Origin of the sequence: Nocardia sp. NPDC050718 (genome assembly GCF_040654235.1) — a bacterium.
Lineage (GTDB): Bacteria > Actinomycetota > Actinomycetes > Mycobacteriales > Mycobacteriaceae > Nocardia.
The window spans coordinates 587,501-609,503 of record NZ_JBFAHQ010000002.1 but is presented as its reverse complement, the minus strand read 5'-3'; the positions used below and the strand labels follow the sequence as shown (position 1 = coordinate 609,503).

Here is a 22,003-nt window from a genome sequence, read left to right as displayed (position 1 = left end):
GGTCACGGCCGGCGAGCGTGGCCCTGGGCGCACCCGGATTCGCGTCGACCGGCGAGCCGGTTCGGGTCGCTACGTCGCGAGCAAGGCCGGTTCCTCGACGACGATGCGGGTACCGGCACCCAGGAGTTCGGCGGCGGTCAGGCCGAACAGGGCGTGGAAGGTGTCGCTGAAATGGGAGGGGCTGGCGAATCCGGCGGCGGCCGACGCGGTCGTGAGATCGGCGCCGTCGGCCACCGCCCGGCCGACGGCGAGCATCCTGGCCCACACCCGATAGCGGCGGAAGGTGGTGCCCGCCTGGGCGGAGAACAGGTGCAGCAGCCGGGATTTCGACAGATGGACCGCCGCGGCGAGCTGATCGGCGGAGACGTCCGCGGCGGGGTCGGCACACAGCAGGGCGGTCGCGGCGGCGATCCGGGGATCGAGGGCGGGGCTCGCGGTTCCGGACGCCAGGTCGAGGAGGTCGAGCGGCGCGGAGTCGGTGGCGGCGAGCCGGATCAGCGCGGATTCGTCCGCGTGGGCGACACCGAAACCCCCGATGCCCTCGCGCATCCGGTGCCGGCAGGCCGCGGCGCGGGGTGAGCCGGGATCGAGGTAGCAGAACAGCATTCGGCCGTCGGCGACGATCCGGTGCGGCGTGCGCGGCGGCACCAGGACACTGCGTGCCGTCCGCGCGCCGATCGCGTCGGCCTCGACCGTGAACGCCGCGTCGAGCCCGACGGCCAGGCAGGCCACCGACCCGGAGTGCCGGTCCAGCCGCAGCGACGGGCCACGGTAGATCGCGTGCCCGGCCCACAGCCACACCGTCGCCGGGAGTCGGCACGTTTCCGGAAGTGGTGCTGCGCCCATACCCGCCATGCTTGCACGAACAGTGTCGAAGGAGAGGTGGACGGATGGTCGGGGATATCGTCGGCGCGGCGTTGCTGGTGGTCGTGGGGCTGGTGCATGTGCTGCCGGGGGTGGTCGCGGTGGCGCCGGGACGGGTCGCGACGGCCTACGGCACCGAGGTGCCGAACCGGGATCTCGAGTTGCTGCTCCGGCATCGGGCCGTCCTGCTCGCGCTGGTCGGGATCGGGCTGATCGTCGGCGCGTTCGTGCCGTCGGTCCGGGCGGTGACCATCGGGGCCGGAATCCTCAGCACCGCTTCGTTTCTCGTGCTCACCGCGGCGATCGGCCCCGGGGCACTCAATCCGCGGACGCTGCGGGTGGCCCGGGTCGATGTGGGTGCGCTCGCCGCACTGGTGGTCGCTGCGCTGGTCTTCGCGGTCACCGGCTGAGCTCGGGCGTCGACCGGATCACGACAGGCGCGCGAACCGAAACCCAGACTCCGGGCTATCCGCCAGATCATCACTGTGACAGCTTGTTTCGCGGCGGACTAGGCCCAGGTGGCCGTCTCGGGATCGACACCGTTGGCCTGGGCATTGGCGTCGATAGCCGCACTCAACCAGCTGGTCAGACCGGGCTCGATGGCGTCGTAGAACGCCGTGTACTCCGGGTCGCCGACGTAGCGGCGGCCCAGGCAGACATGCATCGCGTGCGTGCAGTCGAAGTAGACCGCGATCGACGCGCGATGCCGTTCGGCCAGCGCGCCCGCGCGCGCACTGCCGGGCGCGACACCGGCGCGGAGGGCATCGGCGAGGTCGGCGTGCAGGGCGGCGGTGTCCTCGGCGATCCGCTGCCAGTCCCGCGCCGAGCGCTCCGCCGCGCGTTCGGCGTACTGGGTCCACTGCGGGGTGTCGCCCCATCGCTCGCGAGCCTGCGCCACCCAGGACGGCTGCCAGTCACCGCCGAAGATCGCGACCTGGTCCTGCGGGCTGAGCCGGATGCCCGATTCCCTGGCCTCGATCATCCGGTCCATCGCCTCGGTGGTGCGCCGCAGCCGCCGCAGCCTGGCGTGCAGCGCGTCGCGTTGCTTGCGCAGGGTGGCCAGCGCGTCGGCGGCAGGCGCGTCCAGTAGCGCGCCGATCTCGTCCAGTGGCACCCCCAGCTCGCGGTAGACGACCACGCGCTGGGCGCGGACCAGATCGGCCGCCGTGTACAGGCGATAGCCGGCGCCGGTGCGGTCGGACGGGTGCACCAGCCCGACCGCGTCCCAGTGGTGCAGGGTGCGCGTCGTGACGCCGAGCAGTTCCGCCGCGACGCCGACGGTGAGCGGTTCGGACACGGCCTCCAGTGTGCCGTGCCCGACGCCCGTCATCGCTCAGGCGCTTCGATGCCGATCGACCGGAGGTGCGCGGCCGCCGGGCTGTCCGGGTCCAACGGCTGGGCGGCCGTCATGATCACGCGGAGGTTCTCCGGAGTGCGGACCTCGACTTCGACGGAGTTCCACGGCATGACCCGGGGCCCGATCGTGCACCCGGGCGTCACCGCCTCGCACGCGGCGACGATCCCCTCGATCTCACCGAGCACACACGAGAAACTCACCGTGGTGGCCGGCGCGTCGGCCGGGCGCTCCCCCGGCACCAGCAGGACGTCCTGAAAAGCCCAGCGGCGCAGATGCGTCAGCTGCCCCGGCACCGTGAACAGGTCGAAGAACCCGAGCCCACGAACCCAGAAATCCACCGACGCGGCGAGATCCCCGGTCGGCACGGTGACGAACATCGGCATGCCGTAGAGACCGCGGAACGGTTCGGGCGCAACGGCATCCGGTCCGGGAACGGGAACCGGGCTCATCTCGAAAGCGGGAAATGTGTTCATACCGGCATGGTCGACCCTGACGCTACGTGAGGGTCAAACCGCGTGCCGCTCCCGCTACAGCGGGGCGGGTGGCTCCGGGGTGGGCTGGCGGGCGGGGAGCGCGCTGATCGTCAGGGCCAGCATGACCAGGGCGATGCCGGTCAGTTCGAGGGCGGTCGGGCGCTGGGCCAGGGCGATGGCACCGACGACGGTGGCGGTGGCGGGCAGCAGCGCGAGCAACAGCGCGAAGCGAGCCCGGCCGACCGCGGTCAGGACGACCTGGTCCAGCGCGTACGGGACCGCGCTCGACAGCACGCCGACACCGAGACCGAACAGCCAGGTGCGGGGGTCGGCGAAGACCGACGGGTCGATCGCGAGCTGCGGGACCAGGACGAACGGCGCGAGCAGGGCCGCGGCGGCCGCCATGCCGACAGCGAGCGAGTCCAGCCCGTCACCCGCGTCGGCCACCCGCTTACCGACCAGGATGTAGCCCGCCCACAGCACCGCCGACGCGACCGCGAACGCCAGCCCGACCGGCTCGACGTCGAACTGCACCCCGGCCAGCAGCAGCACCCCGGCGGCGACCAGCACGACCGCGAGCACATCCCTGGCTCGGCGCGAGCCGAGCGTGGCCACCGCCACCGGACCGAGGAATTCGATGGCGACGGCGGTGCCCAGCGGAATCCGCGCGATCGCCTCGTAGAACACGATGTTCATCGACACCGTGACGACGCCGAACCCGGCCGCCACGGCGACACCGCGCCGGGTCCACCGCGTGCGCCACGGTCGTCGCCAGGCCAGCAGCGCCAGCCCGGCCGCGGCGGCGCGCAACCACGCCACGGTCGCCGGTTCGGTGGTGTCGAACAGGAACACGCCCAGCGCGGCGCCGAGGTACTGCGAGGTCGCGCCGACGACGAACACCAGCGGCACCGACCAGCCGGGCAGGACGGGGCGGGTCGGCCGCTCGGTCGTCGAGATCGCATCCACTCCAGGAGTAATCCACAGCCGACCGCGGATTTCAACGCGTGACCGACCCCACTGTCACACCGTGGCCGGCCGCGGCGTCTCATGGGGAAGACCGGCACCGAAAGACAGGACCACCCATGAGCGAGGGAACCGACGCCGCCACCGCGGCCTTCGTGACGCACCGCAACCTGCTCTTCACGGTCGCCTACGAGATCCTGGGCTCGGCCGCCGACGCCGAGGACGTGCTGCAGGAGACCTGGTTGCGCTGGGCCGACGTGGATCAGGCCGAGATCCGCGATCCGCGCGCGTATCTCGTCCGGATCGCGACCCGGCAGGCGCTGACCCGGCTGCGCACCCTCGGCAGGCGCAAGGAGACCTATGTCGGGCCGTGGCTGCCCGAACCGCTGCTCACCGCACCGGATGTCGCCGAGGACGTGGAGCTGGCCGACAGCGTCTCGATGGCGATGATGCTGGTGCTCGAGACGCTCGCCCCGGTCGAACGGGCGGTGTTCGTCCTGCGCGAGGTCTTCGACCTGGCCTACGACGAGATCGCCGCCGCGGTGGACAAGAGCCCGGCCGCGGTGCGCCAGATCGCGCACCGGGCCAGGGCCCACGTCGCCGCGCGCAGGCCGCGCGGTCCGGTGTCCTCCGCGCAGAGCCGCGACGCGCTGGCGGCGTTCGCCCGCGCGGTCGAGACCGGTGACCTGCAGGGACTGCTCGATCTGCTCGCGCCGGAGGTGGTGCTGCTCGCCGACGGCGGCGGTGTGGTCAAGGCGGTCGTGCGCCCGATCGTCGGCGCCGACAAGGTCGCGCGGTTGATGGCGGGCGGCCTGCCCCGGTTCCCCGGTGCGGTGTCGACCGAGCCGACCCAGATCAACGGCGCGCCCGCCCTGATCGTGCGGCGCGACGGCACGGTCGACAGCGTCGTCACCGTCCGCCTCGACGACGGAGCGATCACCGGTGTGTACGTGGTGCGCAATCCCGAGAAGCTGTCGCGGATCGAGCGGGCGACCAGCGTCGCCCGCTGATCCGCGACGGCGTCGTCAGGGCGTGCCGACCCAGGTGTCGAGCGCGGCGCGCAGGGCGGGCGCCGCGGCGTCGGCGGATTCGTCGACGCCCGCGGCCCAGGCGACGTAGGCGTCGGGCCGCAGCAGCAGCGCGTCGGCGGGCCGGTCCGCGGTCTCGGCGGTGACGATCACGATCCGCGGTTCCCGTGCCAGGGCGAGCTCGCGCAGCTCCGCGCGATCGGCGAGGTCGAGCAGGACCGGCCGCGCGGCGTGCAGCAGTTCGGCGACGCTGGTCGGGCCCTGCTCGGTGCGCAGCGCGAGGTCGGGCGCGAACGCGCCGGCCAGCGGGTGCGGGTCGGCGCCGGGAACCGGATAGCGGACGTCACCGGCCGAGATCATGCCCGCCAGCTTGCGCAGCGCGGGCTCGTCGGCGAACAGCTCCTGGAACACCGCGCGCAGCGCGTCGGCGGCCTCGTCCTGGCCACGGCGCAGCGCGGCCTGGGCGCGGGTCTGCTGCAACGCCCGGCCCGCGGCGGCGTACCGCTCGTCGTGGTAGGTGTCGAGCAGACCGGGCGCGGCGGTGCCCTGGACGGTGGCGGCCAGCTTCCACGCCAGGTTGACCGAGTCGAGCATGCCGACATTGAGCGCCGTGCCGGTGGCGGGCAGCAGATGCGCGGCGTCGCCGGCGAGCAGGACCCGGCCGACCCGGTAGCGCTCGGCCCGGCGGGCCTGGAACTGATAGCGCGACAACCGGACCGGTGCGCCCAGCGGCAACTCGGCACCGAGGACCCGCTGGGCGCTGGCACCGAGTTCGGCCAGGGTCAGCGGGTCGTCGTTGTCGTATTCGGTGAACTCCTCCTCGGTGGTCTGGAAGAACATCACCCGCTCGTCGGCCCGCACCGGACCGATCGCGAAGACACCGCGCTCGGTGCGGGTGAAGCCGGGCCGGATCGGCCCGAAGCCGGGCACGTCGATGCCGCCGTCGCCGAGCACGGCCACCGAGTCCGGCAGCGCGACCACACCGAGCCGGTTGACCTCGGGAAAGGTGTTGCCGGGGAACGGGATCGCGGCCAGTTCCCGGATCCGGCTGCGTCCGCCGTCGCACCCGACCACATATTGCGCGCGCACCCGGTACGGCCCGTCCGGCCCGGTGACTTCGACGGTCACCGCGTCGTCGTCCTGCGCGAGCGCGATCACCTCGTGCCCGCGGCGGATCTCCGCGCCCAGCTCGACGGCCCGCTCGGCGAGCAACTCTTCGACCCGCGCCTGCGGAATGCCCATCGCGTCCATCGGCCCGTCCGCCAGCGGACCGAAGTCGACGTGCATACCGCCGAACGGGAAGATCGGGGCCGGGATCGGGCTGCCGACAGCGGTGAAGCGGTCGAGCAGGCCGCGATAGCGCAGCATGTCCAGGATCCGGCCGCCCAGGCCACTGGCCTTGTGCGCGGTCCCCGGCTCCGCGCGTCGTTCGAGCACCACGGGGCGCACCCCGGCCAGGGACAGTTCCCCGGCCAGCATCAACCCGGCAGGTCCGGCGCCGACCACGATCACGTCGGTCTTCATTTCACGCACTCGCGTCACTCCCATTTGTCGCCGGTCCGAATGTCGAGGTGAGATTGTGCAGGAGGACCGGGGTCTTGCCGCAAGCCCCCGGGTCGGCTATACCTTGGAAGGGGCGAAGAGCGATTCGGCCTCGCCTACTCCGGCTTTCGCCGACTCCCCGGCCGCCGCTACGGCTCGTCGAGCAGTCGCAGATAGCCGTCTAGCTGGGCCGCACCAGCTAGCAGGTGCCTGCCGCGCGCGGTCAGCCGATCCTGCCAATCCTCGAGAAAGACGCGCAACGCCTCGGTTCCGCCCGCCGCGCGCAGGGACTCGACGAACTGCGCCACCTGGACCAGCCGATAGCCGCCGCGCCGGAGCTGGCGCGCGATCTCGGCATCACGCACCGCCGCTGCTCCGTAGATTCGATAGCCCGTCCCCGCGTCGCGTTCGGGACGCAGGATGCCCGCGTCTTCCCACGTGCGCAGCGTCGCCGGATGCACACCGATCCGGCGCGCGAGCTCACCGACGGTCAACGCGCGACCGGCGATCGGCGCGGGCTCGGCGGTCGACAGGCTCCCCAGGGCGGTGGCGACCTCGGTGCGGGTGGCGCGCTCGTCGAGCAGCGCGACATGGGCGACATCGAGGAGCCGGTACACGGATTCGCGATCACCGCGATGGACAGCCCGCAGGATCGCGGCCGCCTGCTGGTGCCCGTGTCCGCCGCGCAGGGCGAGGAAAGCCCGCAACGCCTGCGCGTGCCGGGACGTATAGCACCGGTATCCCGACGCGCTGCGTTCGGCCGCCGGGAGGATGCCCGCCTCGTCGTAATTGCGGATCGCCTGGGCGGACAAGCCGTGTTCCCGGGCCAGATCGATCGGCCGCAAGCTCTGCCTCCTTTGAGACTTTTCTCGACTATCACCAGCAACTATTCGCGAAAGTTTCACCCGAACCTTCAACGATACTGTCGAAGGCATGCCTACCGACCAAGGAGTGTTCATGCCTACCGCCACCACCCCGCGCGACCTCGGCCGCGAGCTCGACGACACGGCGAGCCTGGGCCGCGCCGTCGACGACCTGCTCGCCACCCGCGCCGAACCGCCCGTCCTGCTCGCCCTCGGCGAACCCACCCACGGGATCGTGGCATTTCCGTTGCTGCGCAACGAACTCCTGGCCCAGCTGGCCGAGCGGGGGTTCCGATCGATCGCGCTCGAATCCGATGTCTTCGCCGCCTCGATCGTCGACGACTACATCAATGGAGCGGCGACCGATCTCGAGACGGTCCTGGCGACCGGCTTCAGCCACCACTTCGGCGCCGTGCCCGGCAATCGCGAACTCGTCGAATGGCTGCGCGCGTACAACGCCGACCGCGCCCCCGCCGACCGCTTTCGCTTCCATGGCTTCGACGCGCCGACCGAGCAGACCGACGTGCCCAGCCCCCGAGTCGCTCTGACCACGGCCGGCGAGTATCTGCCCGAACCGCTGCGGCCGACGTCGATGCGCGAGCTCGAGGCGCTGCTCGGCGAGGATGCCGACTGGTCGAATCCGGCGGCCGTGTACGACCCGGCCGTCTCGATCGGCGATTCCGAGCGCGCCCGCGCGCTGCGCGTCGTCGCCGACGACATCGCGAGCGCGCTGCGTCGCGCGGCACCGTCGCTGCGGCCCGCCGACCCGGCCGGCTACGACCTCGCCCTCGCCTACGCGCGCACCGCGCTCGGCCTGCTGCGCTACCACGCCGCCATGGCCACGCCCGGCCCCGATCGCGTCGCGAACCTGCTCAGCGTCCGCGCGGAGATGATGGCCGACAACCTGCTCGCGATCGTCGCCGACGAGCAGGGACGCGGACCGACCCTGGTCTTCGCGCACAACGTGCACCTGCAACGCGCCGGATCCACCCTCACCATGGGCGGCGAGGACGCGCACTGGTCCGGGGCGGGCGCGCTGGTCGCGCTCACCCTGGATGAGCGCTACACGTTCGTGGCGACCGACGCGAACCCGGCCAGCGCACCGGGCACCCTCCAGTTCGAACTGGCCGCGGCCACCGCCCGCCGCGCACTGTTCTCCGCGCCCGCCCTGCGCGCCGCGCTCCCGCCGTCGATCCGCGCGGGCGACCCGATCGTGCCCGGTCACCTCCCCTTCGAGCCGGACGGGCTCGCGGGCGCCGACGCGATCGTGTTCGTCGCCGACACCGACGGCACCCGACACGAATACTGGCACTGATCCGAACATACGTTCGAACCCGCGCTAGACTGTCGCCATGTCGCTGCCCCTGCAAGGTTCACTGTTCGACGGTGAGGCGGTTGCGCTGGGTTCGATCGAGCCGATCCGGCGCACCCAGCTCGACGCGACGGCCTGGGTGGATGTCCTGCCCGGCTGGCTGACCGGCGCGAGCGTGGTGTTCGACCGGCTCGCGGAGCGGGTGCCGTGGCACGCCGAGCGCCGCCCCATGTACGACCGGGTCGTCGACGTGCCACGCCTCGTGTCGTTCTTCGGCGAGCACGACCCGCTCCCCGACCGGATCCTCGTCGCCGCCAGGGACGCGTTGAGCGAGCACTACGCCGCCGAACTCGGCGAACCCTTCCGCACCGCGGGGCTGTGCTTCTATCGCGACGGCCGCGACAGCGTGGCCTGGCACGGCGACACGATCGGGCGCGGCGCCACCCACGACACCATGGTCGCGATCGTCTCGGTCGGCGCGCCACGCGCCCTACTGCTGCGCCCACGCGGCGGCGGGGCCAGCGTGCGGTTCACCGCAGGACACGGTGACCTGCTGGTGATGGGCGGCGCCTGCCAGCGCACCTGGGAGCACGCGGTACCCAAGACCACGCGCCCGGTCGGCCCACGCATCAGCATCCAGTTCCGCCCACGCAACGTACGCTGACGATCCCGCCGGAACCCGTGCCCGACACGGAGTTCCCCGACTCCGCGCAGACCGCCCCGGCCCGGCTACCGCACGATTCCGCGACACGCTCGATCGGGCATACCTCAGCGGTCCGGCTGACTGCCGAGCAGTTCACGCGGCCAGCCGCGGGCACCGTGACCGACTGCGCCGCAGCGGGTCACGGCACGGTCAGCACCGAGTGCACGAGTTCCCGCACGCCCGCGCGCAGCCGGTCGACCTCGCCCGCCCTGGCCATCTGCTGCGCGAGTTCCCCGCCGATGATCGACAGCAACAGCGCGCCCACCGTCTCGGCGTCGATCTCCGGGCGGACCTCGCGCAGCAATGCCGTGATGTGTTCGGCCCAGAAGGCATGGAATTCCGCGCTGCGCGGGTGCGGGGGCATGGCCTGGTAGGCGGCGATGAGTTCGACGTCAGCGGTGACCATCGTCGTCATCGCGTCGAAGAAGGCGAGTAGCCGGTCGGTCGCCGGCGCGCCGGGCCCCAGCGGCGGCGGCCCGCCGGCCACCGCCGCCATCATCTCGGCCGCCCCCTCGGCCACCAGCTCGTACAGCAGGCCGGCCCGGCTGCCGAAGCGATGGAAGATGGTCCCTTTGGCAACACCCGCGGCCGCGGCGACCCGATCCATCGTCACCCCCGCCGCACCGTGTTCGGCCAGCAGTGCGGCGGTCGCCTCGAGGATCGCTCGACGGTTGCGCGCGGCGTCGGCGCGTTCGGTGGGGCGTGGGCCTGTCATCGCGTCGCTTCCTCGGCATCGGCCGATCCGTTGACAAGTTGACCGCCGGTCCATATCGTTCGGATATCTGGACCGGCAGTCAACTTATGGAGTTCTGATGCAGGCAATCGTAATGACCGAGACCGGCGCCCCCGAGGTGCTGGTGCCGCGCGCGGTCGACGCACCGCGACCGGGCGGCGGGCAGGTCCTCGTCCGCGCCGAGGCGATCCCGGTGCTCTACCCGGAGACCAAGGTGCGGGCAGGCGAGTTCCCCATCCCCGTCGCACTGCCCGCGGTGTTCGGGTTCCAGGCGGCGGGCACGGTGACCGAACTCGGCGCCGGCGTGGACCCGGCGCTGCTCGGCACCCGGGTCGTCGCCACCACCAGCGGCGTCGGCGCCTACGCCGAACTCGTGGTGGCCGAGGCGGATTCGGTGACCGTCATCCCCGACGGCCTGCGCACCGACCTCGCCGCCGCCACCCAGATGCCGGGCTCGGTCGCCTTGGCCCTGGTCGCGACCGCGGCGCTCGCGCCGGGCGAGACCGTCCTGGTCGAAGCGGCCGCCACCGGCGTCGGCAGCGCGCTCACCCAGCTGTGCGCGGCGCGCGGGGTGCGCGTGATCGCCACCGCGGGCGGCGCCGAGAAGGCCCGGCTGGCCCGCGAGCACGGCGCCGCCGAGGTCGTCGACCACACCGCGCCCGACTGGGCCGATCAGCTCCGCGACCTGCTGGCAGGCGGCACCGTCGACGTCGTCTTCGACTCCATCGGCGGCGATTCCGTGACGCCGCTGCTCGACCTGATCACCCCGCGCACCGGCCGCGTCCTCAGCTACGGCTGGCTCGCGGGAGTCCCCACCCAGCTCGCCGCCGTCGACCTGATCCTGCGCGGCCTCACCCTCACCGGCTGCGCGGGCCCCGCCTGGCTCGGCGAGGTGGCCCGCCGACGAGCGGACGCCCTCGACGCCGCCGCGCGGGGACAGCTGACCGTCGGCATCGACTCCGTCCTGCCGCTGACCGGAGCCGCCGACGCCCACCGCAAACTCGAGGAGCGGAGCGCCCTCGGCACGGTCCTGCTGCGGCCGTGATCCCGTCGGCCCGCGGCGATCAGCGACGGGCACCCACGGGTTCGAGTCCACGGAATCGGCCTCGGGGGCGGGCGATGAGGAGGGAGCCGGAGCCGGAGATCGGGCACTGGCCGTAGGATTCGGGGCATGGGGAGTCGAGTGGCGTTGCCTGTCCGTTCGTCGAATGCGCTGACCGCGCGATGGACCGCGACCTTCGCCGACGATGACGCCGTGGTGTCGGGGGCGAGCGCGTGGGTACTGCTGGCGCTGCTGGCGGGGGCTGCCCAAGGGGCGGCTCGGGCGGAATTGGCGGCGGCGGTGGAGGTTTCGGCCGAGTCTGCGCACCGGGCCGGGCTGGAACTGCTGCACTCGCTCGACTCCTCGGCCGACGTGGCGCTGGCGACCGGCGCCTGGGTGCGGCCGGGGATCGCGCTGCGGGACGAGTGGGTCCGCAGCATGCCCGAGGGCTCGGCGGGAACCCTGGTGGATCAGGCCGCGCTCGATGCCTGGGCGAGCGAGCGCACCGGCGGATTGATCGAGACGTTCCCGGTCACCGTCGACGCCTCGACGGTGTTCGCGCTGGCCACCGCGCTGGTCGCCCGGACCCGCTGGGTAACGCCGTTCCAGCTGATCCGCTGGACACCGGAATCCGGACCGTGGCAGGGACATCAGGGACCGGGGTTGTACCGCACCGGGCACGCCGACGGCAGCGTCTCGGTCCTCGGCACCGACGTGACCAGGGTGATCGTCACCGGCACCGGCGATCTCGACGTGCACCTGCTGATCGGTGCCGACGGGCCACGGCAGGCGTTGGCCACCGGGCTGGCCGCGCTCGACGGCGCGATACCCGATGCTGTCGCGCCCACCCCCGACACGACAGCCCCGTGCCTGACGGTGCTGCGGCGCAAGATCTTCGGCGCGGGCGGTGACCGTGTCCAGGTGCAACTCCCGCCGTTCGAGGTTCGCGGCGCGCACGACCTCACCCGCCATGCCGCCCTGTTCGGCCTCGGCGCCGCGGGCAACGCGGAGTCCGGGCACTTCCCCGGGATCTCCGACACTCCGCTGGCGGTGAGCGCCGCCGGGCAGCACGTGATGGCCCGATTCGACGCCGAGGGGTTCGAGGCCGCCGCTGTCACCGCCGTGGCGATGCGCATGGGCAGCGTCCCCCAGGAGCAGTGGTCGACGATCACCTCCGTGCGCATCGACCGGCCGTTCGGCTTCCTCGCGGTACACCGGCCGACGGGAACGGCCGTTGTCGCAGGTCAGGTGACTCGGCCGCCGCTGGAATGGGCGACCTCGCCCCCGTCCCGCCACACCCCGGGCGGCGCCCGGTGAGAGCGGTAATCGTCATTGCCGATTCTGTTGCTCGACAACAGGATTCGGTTTCGATGTCGCCGACGGAGGTCGTATCCTGGTAGGGGTCCGCAATCGGTTGCTCAGGGGGTCGTGGTGATCGTCGTTGTCGCGGACGAAACCGAACTCGAAGGCGCAGAAGAGGTCGTCGCGGCGGCGATCCGGGAATGGGCCGCGTCCGAGGTAGGGGGCGTGGCGATCTTCCGCTGCCATGTGCCGGAGAGCCGGGGCGGATCGGTCGAGGTCGACGCGCTGGTGTGTACGCCGCAGGGAGCCACCGTGGTGGAGGTGAAGGGGTTCACCGCGCGCCAGGACGGTGTGCTCGCCACCCCGCCCAACGGCCCCTGGACGGTCGACGGCGCGGAGGCCGCGCTCTATCACGCGGTGCGGGTGCCCAATCCGTTCGTCCAGGTGCGCAGGCAGGTCTTCGCCGCCAAGAACCTGCTGCAGCAGTCCGGGATCTTCGGCTGGGTGAACGCCGTGGTCGCGCTGGTCCCCCAGCCCGGCGCGCGGATCACCCTCGAGGAGGCCCGCATCGCCGACGGGTACCGGGCGGTGCTGGTCGAACGCGACGATTCCTCGTCTCTGCGCGACTACTTCCACGCCGAGACCGGGCGCACGGTCCGGCTCAATGTCAACGATGTGCGCCGCGTCTTCGCGGCCCTGAATCTCAGCCACCTGCTGCCGTCCCGGGTCGCGTTGGCCGACCAGGGGTTTCCGGCACGGCTGGAACCGTCGACCTCGACCAGGGCCGCACCGGCCGCCGCCGGACTCGGGCAGGCCGAGGAGGGCGAGACCGCCCCCGGCCGTGGCGCCTCCCGGGTGGGCACCCGAGTGGCGCAGGCGAGCACACCTGGGTTCCTCGCCGCGATCGATCGGCTCACGCATCGGTCACGGACCTCCGCCGACACCGAGGAATCAGGTCCGGCGGCGCGGGAATCCGCCGACCAGGCGCCGAGCACCGTCTCCGCGACCTCGGACGACACTGCGGGGCACAGCGAGGAGTCGAACGGTGCTGTCGCGCCGTTGGCGGGATTGGTGAGTATGGCTGCCACAGACGACGACTCGCAGACTGCGTCGACGCCGAGAACCGAGGTCTCGACGGAGCTTCCCGACGACACCGTGGGTGAGCCCGAGCAGGCCGTGGCCCCCGAAGCCGATCTCGCCGAGCACGCGGCAGATGCCGCCCCTGCCCACGAGACCGGAGCGGCCGAGCCCACATCGGATGACATCGACGCCCACGATCCGGAAAACCCCGTGGCACCAGCGGCTTCCCTCACCGTCGGCACGCTGCCCGAGCGTACCGACGCCACCGCGGCGGAGCCCACCGACGACGAGGTCGTGACCGAGGTCCACGGACCGGACGGCGCCACGGACCAACCGGACACCGGGGTCGAGGTTTCCAGCAGCACGGAAGACGGATCTGCTCCGTCACCCGACGAAACGGCCACTGCCCCTGCGGAGCCGGACGAATCCGTCACCGGTACGGACGTCACCGCAGCGACACCCGTCTCCGGCGAGGATGCGGGAGCGGCTGTGTCGCTGGTGAAGTCGACCGATGACCGGTCCGCCGAGTCTCCCCTGGCTTCACCGAGTGCCGCCGCGAGCAGCTTCGCCGCACCGGGCGATGACTCGGATGCCGAGTTCCCGCACGAGGTCGAACCGACGATGGCCGATGACGATGACTGGCCCGAGGACGAGGATCCGGACTATCCGGCATACGTGGCACCCGGATACGCCGCCGCTGCCGGTACCGCCGCCACCGCCTGGTCGGCGTCATCGGGCAGCCCCGATTCCGACCACCACGGCGGCGCCGAGCGATTCGACGACACCGAACACTGGAGCGACTGGGTCGATCAGGATCGGACCCCCGCCCGCCCGGCCGCCACGAATCGGTCGCAGGAGCGGGTCTCGAGCCGGTCCGGCGGGTCCTCGCTGCTCGAACGGTGGCGCAACACGCCGGTGCGCGAGCGACGCCCGCGCGAGCGACGCAGGCTGCGGATCGGGCCCGGCATCGGACTGCTGCTGTTCATCGCCCTGTTCGGGGCGGGCTTCTTCGCCATCACCGCCGTGCAGGCGAGCCGGTTCGAGATGGCGGACTACGACCGGATGTGCGACGACCGCAAGCCGTTCCCGAACGCCGCGGAGTACCAGCGCGACGGCGCGCGGCCGACCTATCTGTCGGGCGACCTGGCCACCATGGTCGCGACGAACAGCTCGCCCGCCTGGCATCCGACCGACCCGGCCACGGTCCAGCTCATCGCCTGCATGCGCCAGACGAGCCTGGGCGACCTGGTCCAGACCTGCCAGCTCCCCGCGGCGCCGGGCTCCCCCATCGGCCGCACGGTCAATCTGTTCCGGGCGACCTACGAGATCACCGTCTACGAACTGCGCACCGGGCGGGAGGCCGGACGCGCGATCATGGTCGGCGAACGCTACTCGGCCGACCCCGCCAACACCGACCCCGATCGGTGCCGCGCTGTCGCCGACGCCCCCGATGTCCTCGGCCGCAGACTGGGCCGGCCCTCGACCGCGCAGGTCACCGGGTTTCTCGCGCCCCTGGTGCACGCCGACCGCTGAACCGGCTTGACCTCGAGCGCACTCGAGGTAGCAAGATCACCGATGTGCCCCGCGCACACCCGACACCGCGCCACCCAGCGTCGGTCGCGCCTCCGCCGGTTTCCCGTACACCCACCGGCGGAGGCCGTCGGGATCAGGCTCAGGCCACCGCCGCCTGCGTCGCGGGCTGGTCGCCATCGGATTCCTGTGCCCTGGTCAGCTTGGCCTGCGCGCGCCGCAGATCCTCGGCGATGATCTGCAGGGCGGGCGGCGCGGCGAGCCCACGCGCGCGGATCAGGTCACCCACGGTGACCAGCCGGCTCAGCGACGCCGCGACATAGCCCTGCAGAACCGCGATGCGGTCGGCGGGCACCGACTGGATCGACTTGCTCACCAGCGATTCCAGGTCGCGTTGCGCTTTGAGGGTGTCGGAGGTGAGCACCGCGAACAGCCCCCACAGATCGTCGATCGGTTCGCCGGCGACCTGCGCGCGCAGCGCCTCGTAGGTCTCGTTGCGCCGCGCCGAGGCCTCCCTGACATCGCGCAGCGCGTCGGTGAGGTGCGACCTGGTCGCCTCCGGAATGCGGTACACCTGCGTGGTTTCGGTGGTACCGATCCGGTCGGCGACCCGGTTGACGATGGCCAGCGCGTCGTCGAGGTCGGTCAGCGCCACCCGCAACAGCGGCGCCGTCGCGTGGAACCGCGGCTCCATCGCCTGCAGATCGTAGAACTCGTTGATCCGCTTGCTCGCCACCGCGATATCGCGGCTGAGCAGCGCGACGTTCTCGTGCAACCCCATCGCGTGCAGCCGCTGATCGACCGCGGAATCCAAGGCGGCCAGCACATTCGGATCCCGCGGTTCGTGGATGTGGTGCACCGCCGAGGCGATCCCCGACCGGGAGAACGCCTTGGTGAAGAAGATCGTGCTGATCGACAGCGAGAGCCCGAGCACGAAATCCGGCTGCACCTTGAAGATCTCGCGCACACTGCCCCGCGCCATGATCAGGATCGCGAAGACGACCGCCAGACCGAGTGCGGCCCAGAGCAATTGCGCCCGGGTCATGTGCCAGCTGCTCAACGATGGATGCTCACTCACGGTCTCCCCCAGCCCGCCGATCCGACGGCGTTCGATGCTGGTTGCATTCTCCTGCACGCCATCGTGATCCGCATCGGAAGTGGCCCGGAAACGGCGACAGCCGCGCATCCGGGAGGATGCGCGGCTGTCGCCGGAAGGTCTCACGCCGAGACGGCGATCTCCCATTCGTAGATCGTCAGTTCCGACGCTCCGGTGGTGTGCACCGGATCGGCGTGCGCGATAGCCGTTGCGGCGTCCAGGCTTTCGGCCAGGACGACGTAGGCGCCGCCGGTGCCGTCGGTGAACCGGCCACTCTCCTGCAGCTGCCCCTTGGCGAGCAGTTCCTGCAGGAACGCGCGGTGCGGTTCGACCACGGACTGGTCGAACGCGGGGGTGCGCATGACCATGACGAGGTACTTGTTCGTCACGACCGGTCCTCCGGCGCGGGACGCGCGGCCCTGGTGGCGGCCGCGGCGGCGCGCACCTGCGGCGCGACCTGCACGACCTGCCCCAGCACACCGTTCACGAACGACGGCGAGTCGTCGGTGGACAGCTCCTTGGCCAGCTCGACGGCCTCGTCGACCGCGACCACCGGGGGGACGTCGGTGGCGTGGAACAGCTCCCACACCGCGATCCGCAGGATCGCCCGGTCGACGGCGGGCAGGCGCGACAGCGTCCAGTCCTGCAGGTAGCCCTCGATGGTGCCGTCGACCCGGTCCAGGTCGTCGGCGACGCCTTCGACCAGGACCGAGGTGTAGGCGTGCACGGGAGCCACGCTCTGGTCACGAGTCGCCAGGTCGGCGCGTTCGGAGAGCAGGTCGGAGACGTCGACGTCGCGCGCCTCCGCCTCGAACAGCAGGTCCACGGCCCGGCGGCGCGCCTTGTGGCGTGCGCCGAGCTTCTTGAACGAGCCCTTTTTGTCTGCCGGGGAGTCCGTCACGATCAGGCGTTGACGCGGCCGAGGTAGTTGCCGTCGCGCGAGTCGATCTTCAGCTTGTCGCCGGTGTTGATGAACAGCGGGACCTGCACCTCGGCGCCGGTTTCCAGGGTGGCGGGCTTGGTGCCACCGGTGGAGCGGTCACCCTGCAGGCCGATGTCGGTGTGCTGCACGACCAGCTCGATGGTGACGGGGAGCTCGACGAACAGCGGCGCGTCCTCGTGCACGGCCACCTGTACGCCCATGTTCTCCAGCAGGAAGCGCGCACCCTGACCGATGGTGGCCTCCGGGATGGAGATCTGGTCGTAGGTGTCACCGTCCATGAAGATGTAATCGGTGCCGTCGTGGTACAGGTAGGTCATGTCGCGACGGTCGACGGTCGCGGTCTCGACCTTGACGCCCGCGTTGAAGGTCTTGTCGACGACCTTGCCGGACACGACGTTCTTCAGCTTGGTCCGCACGAAAGCGGGGCCCTTACCCGGCTTGACGTGCTGGAACTCGACGATCTGCTGGAGCTGACCGTCGATTTTCAGCACAAGGCCGTTCTTGAAGTCGCTGGTGTCCGCCACTGTCCTCGGATCTCCTCGTTCGTTTACTGCGGTCTCTGGGGACCGGCGTCACTCGACGACGGTCAGGTCCTTGCTGGTGAGGGTGAGCAGGTCCGGGCCCGCCTCGCGTACCACGAGCGTGTCCTCGATCCGGACCCCGCCGCGGCCGGGAAGATACACACCAGGTTCGACGGTCACCGCCACGCCAGCAAGTAGTGTACCGGTACTCGTTTTCGCCACTCCGGGCGCTTCGTGGATCTGCAACCCGACCCCGTGCCCGAGGCCGTGCACGAACTGCGCACCGTAGCCCGCCTCCTCGATGACGACCCGGGCGGCGGCGTCGACCTCGGCGGTCCCCGCGCCCGGTTTGAGCGCCTCGCGCCCGGCTCGCTGGGAACGGGCCACCAGTTCGTAGATCTCCCGCTGCCAGTCCTCGGGCCTGCCGAGGACGAGGGTGCGGGTCATGTCGGAGTGGTAGCCGTCGACGACCGCGCCGAAGTCGAGTTTGACGAAGTCGCCGGTGGCCAGGACCGCGCCGGTCGGGCGGTGATGCGGCACGGCGGAGTTCACGCCGGTGGCGACGATCGTCTCGAACGAGATCGCTTCGGCGCCGTGCTCGAACATCGCCCACTCCAGGTCGCGGGCGACCTGGCGTTCGGTCCGGCCCGGCCGGATCAGGCCGCGGTCGAGCAGGTCGGCCAGACCCGCGTCGGCGGCCGCGCAGGCCGCGCGCAGCTGGGCGATCTCGTAGTCGTCCTTGACCATGCGCAGCTGCTCGACCAGCCCGTTGGTCGGTACCAGCTGCAGTCCGGTGCGCAGCGCCTGGAACGAGGTGTGCTCGGCGACGGTGACCACGTGGCTCTCGAAGCCGATCCGGCCCAGCTGCCATTCGCCGGCCAGCTCGATGATCCGCCGCGCGGTGGCCCGGGAGATCTCGGCGCTCAGATCGGGAACCTGCACGGCCACCTGCGCGGAATAGCGGCCGTCGGTGCCGATGACGGTGCGGTCCTCGGCACCGCGCATATCCCAGGAGTGCACCAGGAGCACGGCATTGGAGCCGGTGAACCCGGTCAGGTAGCGGATATTGACCAGATCGGTGACCAGCAGCGCGTCGACGCCGTTCTCCACCAGCAGGCTCCGCAGAGCACCACGCCGTGCCGCGTGATCGGGACGCGGGGTATCAGCACACATGGGTCAACGCTACCGCTCGACGACCGACACGTCGGCACCGAACTCGGCACTTTTCCCGGCGTCGGCGCGTCCACCGCGCGCCCGACTGGACACCGCGTTGTCCACATCGCGCGGAGTTGTCCACATTCGCCGAACGGGCCTCGCCGGGGCGCGCGCCGCCGCGCACGATCGAACGCATGACCACTGCCGCGTTCTGCCTGCTCATCGCCTGGTGCTTGCTGCTGGGTGTCCTCGATATCCATGCCCGCCGGCTCCCCAACGCCCTCACCGGCGTCGGCGCGGCGGCGGTGTTCCTCTACGCGGGGTACACCGGGAACCTGGCGACGGCGCTCATCGGGGCCGCGTTGCTGACCATGCCGTACCTGGTGATCCATCTGCTCTCCCCGGCCGCGCTCGGCGCCGGTGACGTGAAGCTGGCGGTGGGTCTCGGGGCCGCCGCCGCGCACGCGGGACCGCCCGCGTGGGTGTGGGCGGCGATCGCCGCGCCCGCGCTCACGGCGGCGATCGCGGTGGGCATGCTCGGCGGGCACCGGCTGCGCGTGGCACTGGGTCGCGATGCCAGCGGGCCGCGGTCGCGGCGACCGGTGCCGCACGGTCCGGCGATGTGCCTGGCCACCGTCACCGCGATGGCGCTGGCATGACCGGCAGCGCGACGCGCCGGGCCGATCACACACCTGGCGCCGGTACCCCGATACCGGTCGGGACCGGGTCGGTGCAGCACGATCGGGGCGGTGGCCGCCACCGCGCGGCCCGGCGCGGCGGCGACGTGCCGCTCATCACGTCGGCCCACGTGCCCGACCACGCGCGGCGACATGGGAAGATGGTCGGCGTGTTGCGCTGGATAACTGCCGGAGAATCCCATGGTCCCGCTCTCGTCGCCCTCCTGGAAGGGATGGTCGCCGGAGTCGAGGTGACATCGGACGACGTCTCCGCACAGCTCGCGCGCCGTCGGCTCGGTTACGGGCGCGGCGCCCGGATGAAGTTCGAGGCCGACAAGGTCACCCTGGTCGGCGGCGTGCGCCACGGCCGGACCATGGGTGGTCCGGTCGCGATCGAGGTCGCCAATTCCGAGTGGCCCAAGTGGACCGAGGTGATGTCGGCCGACCCGGTCGACGAGGAGGCACTCGCCGGGATGGCGCGCAACGCGCCGTTGACCCGTCCGCGTCCCGGTCACGCCGACTACTCCGGCATGCTCAAGTACAACTTCGAGGACGCCCGCCCGGTGCTCGAACGGGCCAGTGCCCGCGAAACCGCGGCCCGCGTCGCGGCGGGCACGGTCGCCCGCAACTTCCTGCGTCAGGCCTTCGGTGTCGAGGTGATCTCGCACGTGGTGTCGATCGGCACCGCGGCCAACACCACCGGTGTCACCCCCGGTGCGCACGATCTCGACGCCATCGACGCCAGCCCGGTCCGCGCGTTCGACGCCGACGCCGAGGCGGCGATGATCGCCGAGATCGAGGCGGCCAAGAAGGACGGCGACACCCTCGGCGGCGTCGTCGAGGTGATCGTCGACGGTCTGCCGATCGGGCTCGGCTCGTTCATCAGCGGCGAGCAGCGGCTGGACTCGCGGCTGGCCGCCGCCCTCATGGGCATCCAGGCGATCAAGGGTGTCGAGGTAGGCGACGGTTTCGAGACTGCGCGCAGGCGCGGCAGCCAGGCCCACGACGAGATGCGTCCCGGCCCCGATGGTGTGCTGCGCTCGACCAACCGCGCGGGCGGTCTCGAAGGCGGCATGACCAACGGCGAGGCGCTGCGGGTGCGCGCCGCGATGAAGCCGATCTCGACCGTGCCGCGTGCGCTGTCGACCGTCGACATGTCCACCGGCGAGGAAGCCGTCGCCATCCACCAGCGTTCGGATGTGTGCGCGGTGCCCGCGGCCGCCGTGGTCGCGGAGTCGATGGTCGCGCTCGTGCTGGCGCAGGCGGCGCTGGAGAAGTTCGGCGGCGACTCGCTGACCGAGACCCTCGACAACATCACCAGCTACATCAAGCGGATCGGCAACCGCCCGCACGTGCCCGCGGACAGCCGCACGCCGTGACCGGGCAGGGACAGGAGGGGGCCGCGGAGGACAACGACGCGGGTCCCCCATCGACCGTCGGCGCGGACGACCGCGCCGACCGAGTAGTCAGCCCCATCAACGCGACCGACACCGCTGGCACTGCTGGCGAGACCAGTACCAGTGCCGCCAACCCGAACGGTGATGCCGACACGACCAGCGACCCCGAGGCGTCCCGAACCGCTGATGCGACCGCTGACGTCGAGTCGGCCGAGACCGCTGGCGCACCTGGTGACGTCGAGCCGACCGAGGCAGCCGACGCACCCGGTGACGCCGAGCCGACTGGAACCACTGGCGAGGCGACCGGGACCGGCACCGCCGAAATCGAGGCGGTGGCCGAACCTCGTGCGCGTGTGGTGCTGGTCGGGCCGCCGGGGTCGGGGAAGTCGACCATCGGGCGCAAGCTCGCGCGGGAGCTCGGGGTCGAGCTGTACGACACCGATGCCGGGATCGAGGCCGACACCGGGCGCGGGATTCCGGAGATCTTCGCGACCGACGGCGAGCCGGAGTTCCGCCGGATCGAGGAGCTGGTGGTGCGCCGGGCGGTGCTCGAGCACGATGGCGTCGTCTCCCTCGGTGGCGGGTCGGTGCTGTCGGCGCGGACTCGCGAGGTGTTGCGTTCCGCGACCGTGGTCTACCTGGAAATCAGTGTGGCCGAAGGACTTCGGCGTACCGGCTCCAGCAATGCGCGACCGCTGCTCAACGGTACCGATCCCGGTGCCAAGTACCGGGAGCTGATGCGGATCCGGCGCCCGCTCTACCGCGAGGTCGCCACGGTGCGCGTGCGGACCGACGGGCGCAGCCCGGGCCGGGTGGTGCGGATGATCCTCACCAAACTCGGCCTGGAATCGGTGCGCACCGATCTCGACGCCGAGCGCGCCACCGGCGGATCCGGTACCGCCGCTTCGGGTTCGGCCACCAGCAGGCCCGGGATCGGCAGCAACCGGTCCAGGGCGCGACGCCGCGCCAGGGCACGCGCCGCGGCCGCGCGCCGGGCGACCGAGCAGGCCACGATCGACCGGACCGGTTCGGCGGCAACGCGATCCGGCTCCGACCCCGCACCCGGCGGTGACGCGGGCACACCGCAGGGCGAGGCGCGCACGACCGGCGCCCGCCGGTCCCGGCGCACCAGGTCCCGGCGCGGCGGGGTCCGCATCCGCTCGGCGGGCGCGAACCGCGAGGCCGATGCCAGGTCGACCCGTGCGCCCGGCGGGGAACCCGCGGCCCAGTCCGGTGCGACGTCACCGGATCGCCCGGCGGGTCAGCGCACCGGCACTCCGGCGCCGACCGGGCAGCGGTCCGGAACGGGCCAGCCCGGCGACGCGGACCGCGCGACCGCCCAGGGCGAGCGCACCCGGCGCAACCGGCCGCGCCGACGCGGCGGCCGGCGCAAGACCAACGACCAGAAAGAATCGGAGCAGC

21 protein-coding genes and 1 pseudogene are annotated in these 22,003 nt (G+C 71.8%); 10 read left to right on the top strand and 12 right to left on the bottom strand.

The features are described from left to right. Positions 1 to 69: 69 nt before the first annotated feature. Positions 70 to 846, bottom strand: coding sequence for an AraC family transcriptional regulator (locus tag AB0H54_RS12285; RefSeq protein ID WP_357345080.1), 777 nt, complete (start codon positions 844 to 846; stop codon positions 70 to 72). 44 nt (positions 847 to 890) lie between these two features. Between AB0H54_RS12285 and AB0H54_RS12280 the strand changes: the two genes are divergently transcribed. Further along, positions 891 to 1,274, top strand: coding sequence for a hypothetical protein (locus AB0H54_RS12280; protein ID WP_357345078.1), 384 nt, complete (start codon positions 891 to 893; stop codon positions 1,272 to 1,274). Positions 1,275 to 1,372: 98 nt separating this feature from the next. Here the strand turns inward: AB0H54_RS12280 and AB0H54_RS12275 are convergent, their stop codons facing one another. From AB0H54_RS12275 to AB0H54_RS12265, 3 genes are read right to left on the bottom strand one after another with little or no spacing between them, the layout of a single operon-like run. After that, positions 1,373 to 2,161, bottom strand: coding sequence for a MerR family transcriptional regulator (locus AB0H54_RS12275; protein ID WP_357345077.1), 789 nt, complete (start codon positions 2,159 to 2,161; stop codon positions 1,373 to 1,375). 29 nt (positions 2,162 to 2,190) lie between these two features. After that, positions 2,191 to 2,694 carry a VOC family protein gene (locus AB0H54_RS12270; RefSeq protein ID WP_357345075.1) on the bottom strand — a complete coding sequence of 168 codons (504 nt, stop codon included), beginning with the start codon at positions 2,692 to 2,694 and terminating at the stop codon, positions 2,191 to 2,193. A 54-nt stretch (positions 2,695 to 2,748) separates the two neighbouring features. Then, entirely contained in the window at positions 2,749 to 3,660 is a 912-nt protein-coding gene (locus AB0H54_RS12265) for an EamA family transporter (protein ID WP_357345073.1), read from the bottom strand. Positions 3,661 to 3,776: 116 nt separating this feature from the next. Here AB0H54_RS12265 and AB0H54_RS12260 point away from each other — a divergent pair, with 116 nt between their 5' ends. Further along, positions 3,777 to 4,667, top strand: coding sequence for an RNA polymerase sigma-70 factor (locus AB0H54_RS12260; RefSeq protein WP_357345071.1), 891 nt, complete (start codon positions 3,777 to 3,779; stop codon positions 4,665 to 4,667). A gap of 15 nt (positions 4,668 to 4,682) precedes the next feature. Here the strand turns inward: AB0H54_RS12260 and AB0H54_RS12255 are convergent, their stop codons facing one another. After that, complete coding sequence (locus AB0H54_RS12255; RefSeq protein ID WP_357345722.1) at positions 4,683 to 6,209, bottom strand: FAD-dependent monooxygenase; 1,527 nt, start codon at positions 6,207 to 6,209, stop codon at positions 4,683 to 4,685. Between the two features lie 167 nt (positions 6,210 to 6,376). After that, complete coding sequence (locus AB0H54_RS12250; protein ID WP_357345069.1) at positions 6,377 to 7,072, bottom strand: MerR family transcriptional regulator; 696 nt, start codon at positions 7,070 to 7,072, stop codon at positions 6,377 to 6,379. 112 nt (positions 7,073 to 7,184) lie between these two features. On the opposite strand from AB0H54_RS12250, the gene AB0H54_RS12245 reads away from it, so the two are divergent. Together AB0H54_RS12245 and AB0H54_RS12240 are read left to right on the top strand one after the other, a co-directional pair. Beyond that, positions 7,185 to 8,405, top strand: coding sequence for an erythromycin esterase family protein (locus AB0H54_RS12245; protein ID WP_357345067.1), 1,221 nt, complete (start codon positions 7,185 to 7,187; stop codon positions 8,403 to 8,405). Positions 8,406 to 8,442: 37 nt separating this feature from the next. Beyond that, on the top strand, positions 8,443 to 9,066 hold the full coding sequence (locus AB0H54_RS12240; protein WP_357345065.1) for an alpha-ketoglutarate-dependent dioxygenase AlkB: 624 nt from the start codon (positions 8,443 to 8,445) through the stop codon (positions 9,064 to 9,066). Positions 9,067 to 9,244: 178 nt separating this feature from the next. On the opposite strand, the gene AB0H54_RS12235 is transcribed toward AB0H54_RS12240, so the two are convergent. Further along, positions 9,245 to 9,820 (bottom strand): TetR/AcrR family transcriptional regulator, encoded by a 576-nt coding sequence (locus AB0H54_RS12235; RefSeq protein ID WP_357345063.1) that lies wholly within the window; start codon positions 9,818 to 9,820, stop codon positions 9,245 to 9,247. Positions 9,821 to 9,917: 97 nt separating this feature from the next. Here AB0H54_RS12235 and AB0H54_RS12230 point away from each other — a divergent pair, with 97 nt between their 5' ends. From AB0H54_RS12230 to AB0H54_RS12220, 3 genes are all read left to right on the top strand, one after another. Further along, the gene (locus tag AB0H54_RS12230; RefSeq protein ID WP_357345061.1) at positions 9,918 to 10,883 is read left to right on the top strand and encodes a zinc-binding dehydrogenase; all 966 of its coding nucleotides are present in this window, start codon (positions 9,918 to 9,920) and stop codon (positions 10,881 to 10,883) included. Between the two features lie 126 nt (positions 10,884 to 11,009). Further along, positions 11,010 to 12,197 carry a serpin family protein gene (locus tag AB0H54_RS12225; RefSeq protein ID WP_357345059.1) on the top strand — a complete coding sequence of 396 codons (1,188 nt, stop codon included), beginning with the start codon at positions 11,010 to 11,012 and terminating at the stop codon, positions 12,195 to 12,197. A 114-nt stretch (positions 12,198 to 12,311) separates the two neighbouring features. After that, a complete protein-coding gene (locus AB0H54_RS12220) occupies positions 12,312 to 14,795 on the top strand; it encodes an NERD domain-containing protein (protein ID WP_357345057.1) in 2,484 nt (827 codons plus the stop codon). Positions 14,796 to 14,934: 139 nt separating this feature from the next. On the opposite strand, the gene AB0H54_RS12215 is transcribed toward AB0H54_RS12220, so the two are convergent. From AB0H54_RS12215 to AB0H54_RS12195, 5 genes are all read right to left on the bottom strand, one after another. Next, on the bottom strand, positions 14,935 to 15,870 hold the full coding sequence (locus AB0H54_RS12215; RefSeq protein WP_357345055.1) for a hypothetical protein: 936 nt from the start codon (positions 15,868 to 15,870) through the stop codon (positions 14,935 to 14,937). A gap of 140 nt (positions 15,871 to 16,010) precedes the next feature. After that, positions 16,011 to 16,277, bottom strand: coding sequence for a YciI family protein (locus AB0H54_RS12210; protein WP_357345053.1), 267 nt, complete (start codon positions 16,275 to 16,277; stop codon positions 16,011 to 16,013). Beyond that, complete coding sequence (gene nusB / locus AB0H54_RS12205) at positions 16,274 to 16,789, bottom strand: transcription antitermination factor NusB (RefSeq protein ID WP_355281420.1); 516 nt, start codon at positions 16,787 to 16,789, stop codon at positions 16,274 to 16,276. The genes AB0H54_RS12210 and nusB overlap by 4 nt, the downstream gene beginning before the upstream one ends. Before the next feature lie 2 nt (positions 16,790 to 16,791). Then, positions 16,792 to 17,355 (bottom strand): elongation factor P, encoded by a 564-nt coding sequence (gene efp, locus AB0H54_RS12200; protein ID WP_355281422.1) that lies wholly within the window; start codon positions 17,353 to 17,355, stop codon positions 16,792 to 16,794. A gap of 48 nt (positions 17,356 to 17,403) precedes the next feature. Next, positions 17,404 to 18,525, bottom strand: coding sequence for an aminopeptidase P family protein (locus AB0H54_RS12195; RefSeq protein ID WP_357345051.1), 1,122 nt, complete (start codon positions 18,523 to 18,525; stop codon positions 17,404 to 17,406). Between the two features lie 176 nt (positions 18,526 to 18,701). On the opposite strand from AB0H54_RS12195, the gene AB0H54_RS12190 reads away from it, so the two are divergent. From AB0H54_RS12190 to AB0H54_RS12180, 3 genes and pseudogenes are all read left to right on the top strand, one after another. Continuing rightward, a complete protein-coding gene (locus AB0H54_RS12190) occupies positions 18,702 to 19,166 on the top strand; it encodes an A24 family peptidase (RefSeq protein WP_357345049.1) in 465 nt (154 codons plus the stop codon). A gap of 188 nt (positions 19,167 to 19,354) precedes the next feature. Then, complete coding sequence (gene aroC / locus AB0H54_RS12185) at positions 19,355 to 20,563, top strand: chorismate synthase (RefSeq protein ID WP_355281533.1); 1,209 nt, start codon at positions 19,355 to 19,357, stop codon at positions 20,561 to 20,563. 350 nt (positions 20,564 to 20,913) lie between these two features. Further along, positions 20,914 to 21,570: pseudogene (locus tag AB0H54_RS12180) on the top strand (shikimate kinase); the annotation flags it as partial. Between the last annotated feature and the right edge of the window lie 433 nt (positions 21,571 to 22,003).

Bases quoted from the DNA above. Each gene is read 5' to 3' on its own strand.
- AB0H54_RS12270 (WP_357345075.1), bottom strand. From the start codon at position 2,694: ATGAACACATTTCCCGCTTTCGAGATGAGCCCGGTTCCCGTTCCCGGA.
- AB0H54_RS12195 (WP_357345051.1), bottom strand. From the start codon at position 18,525: ATGTGTGCTGATACCCCGCGTCCCGATCACGCGGCACGGCGTGGTGCT.
- AB0H54_RS12285 (WP_357345080.1), bottom strand. From the start codon at position 846: ATGGGCGCAGCACCACTTCCGGAAACGTGCCGACTCCCGGCGACGGTG.
- AB0H54_RS12260 (WP_357345071.1), top strand. From the start codon at position 3,777: ATGAGCGAGGGAACCGACGCCGCCACCGCGGCCTTCGTGACGCACCGC.
- AB0H54_RS12235 (WP_357345063.1), bottom strand. From the start codon at position 9,820: ATGACAGGCCCACGCCCCACCGAACGCGCCGACGCCGCGCGCAACCGT.
- AB0H54_RS12280 (WP_357345078.1), top strand. From the start codon at position 891: ATGGTCGGGGATATCGTCGGCGCGGCGTTGCTGGTGGTCGTGGGGCTG.
- AB0H54_RS12190 (WP_357345049.1), top strand. From the start codon at position 18,702: ATGACCACTGCCGCGTTCTGCCTGCTCATCGCCTGGTGCTTGCTGCTG.
- AB0H54_RS12225 (WP_357345059.1), top strand. From the start codon at position 11,010: ATGGGGAGTCGAGTGGCGTTGCCTGTCCGTTCGTCGAATGCGCTGACC.
- AB0H54_RS12230 (WP_357345061.1), top strand. From the start codon at position 9,918: ATGCAGGCAATCGTAATGACCGAGACCGGCGCCCCCGAGGTGCTGGTG.
- AB0H54_RS12240 (WP_357345065.1), top strand. From the start codon at position 8,443: ATGTCGCTGCCCCTGCAAGGTTCACTGTTCGACGGTGAGGCGGTTGCG.
- AB0H54_RS12245 (WP_357345067.1), top strand. From the start codon at position 7,185: ATGCCTACCGCCACCACCCCGCGCGACCTCGGCCGCGAGCTCGACGAC.
- AB0H54_RS12255 (WP_357345722.1), bottom strand. From the start codon at position 6,209: ATGAAGACCGACGTGATCGTGGTCGGCGCCGGACCTGCCGGGTTGATG.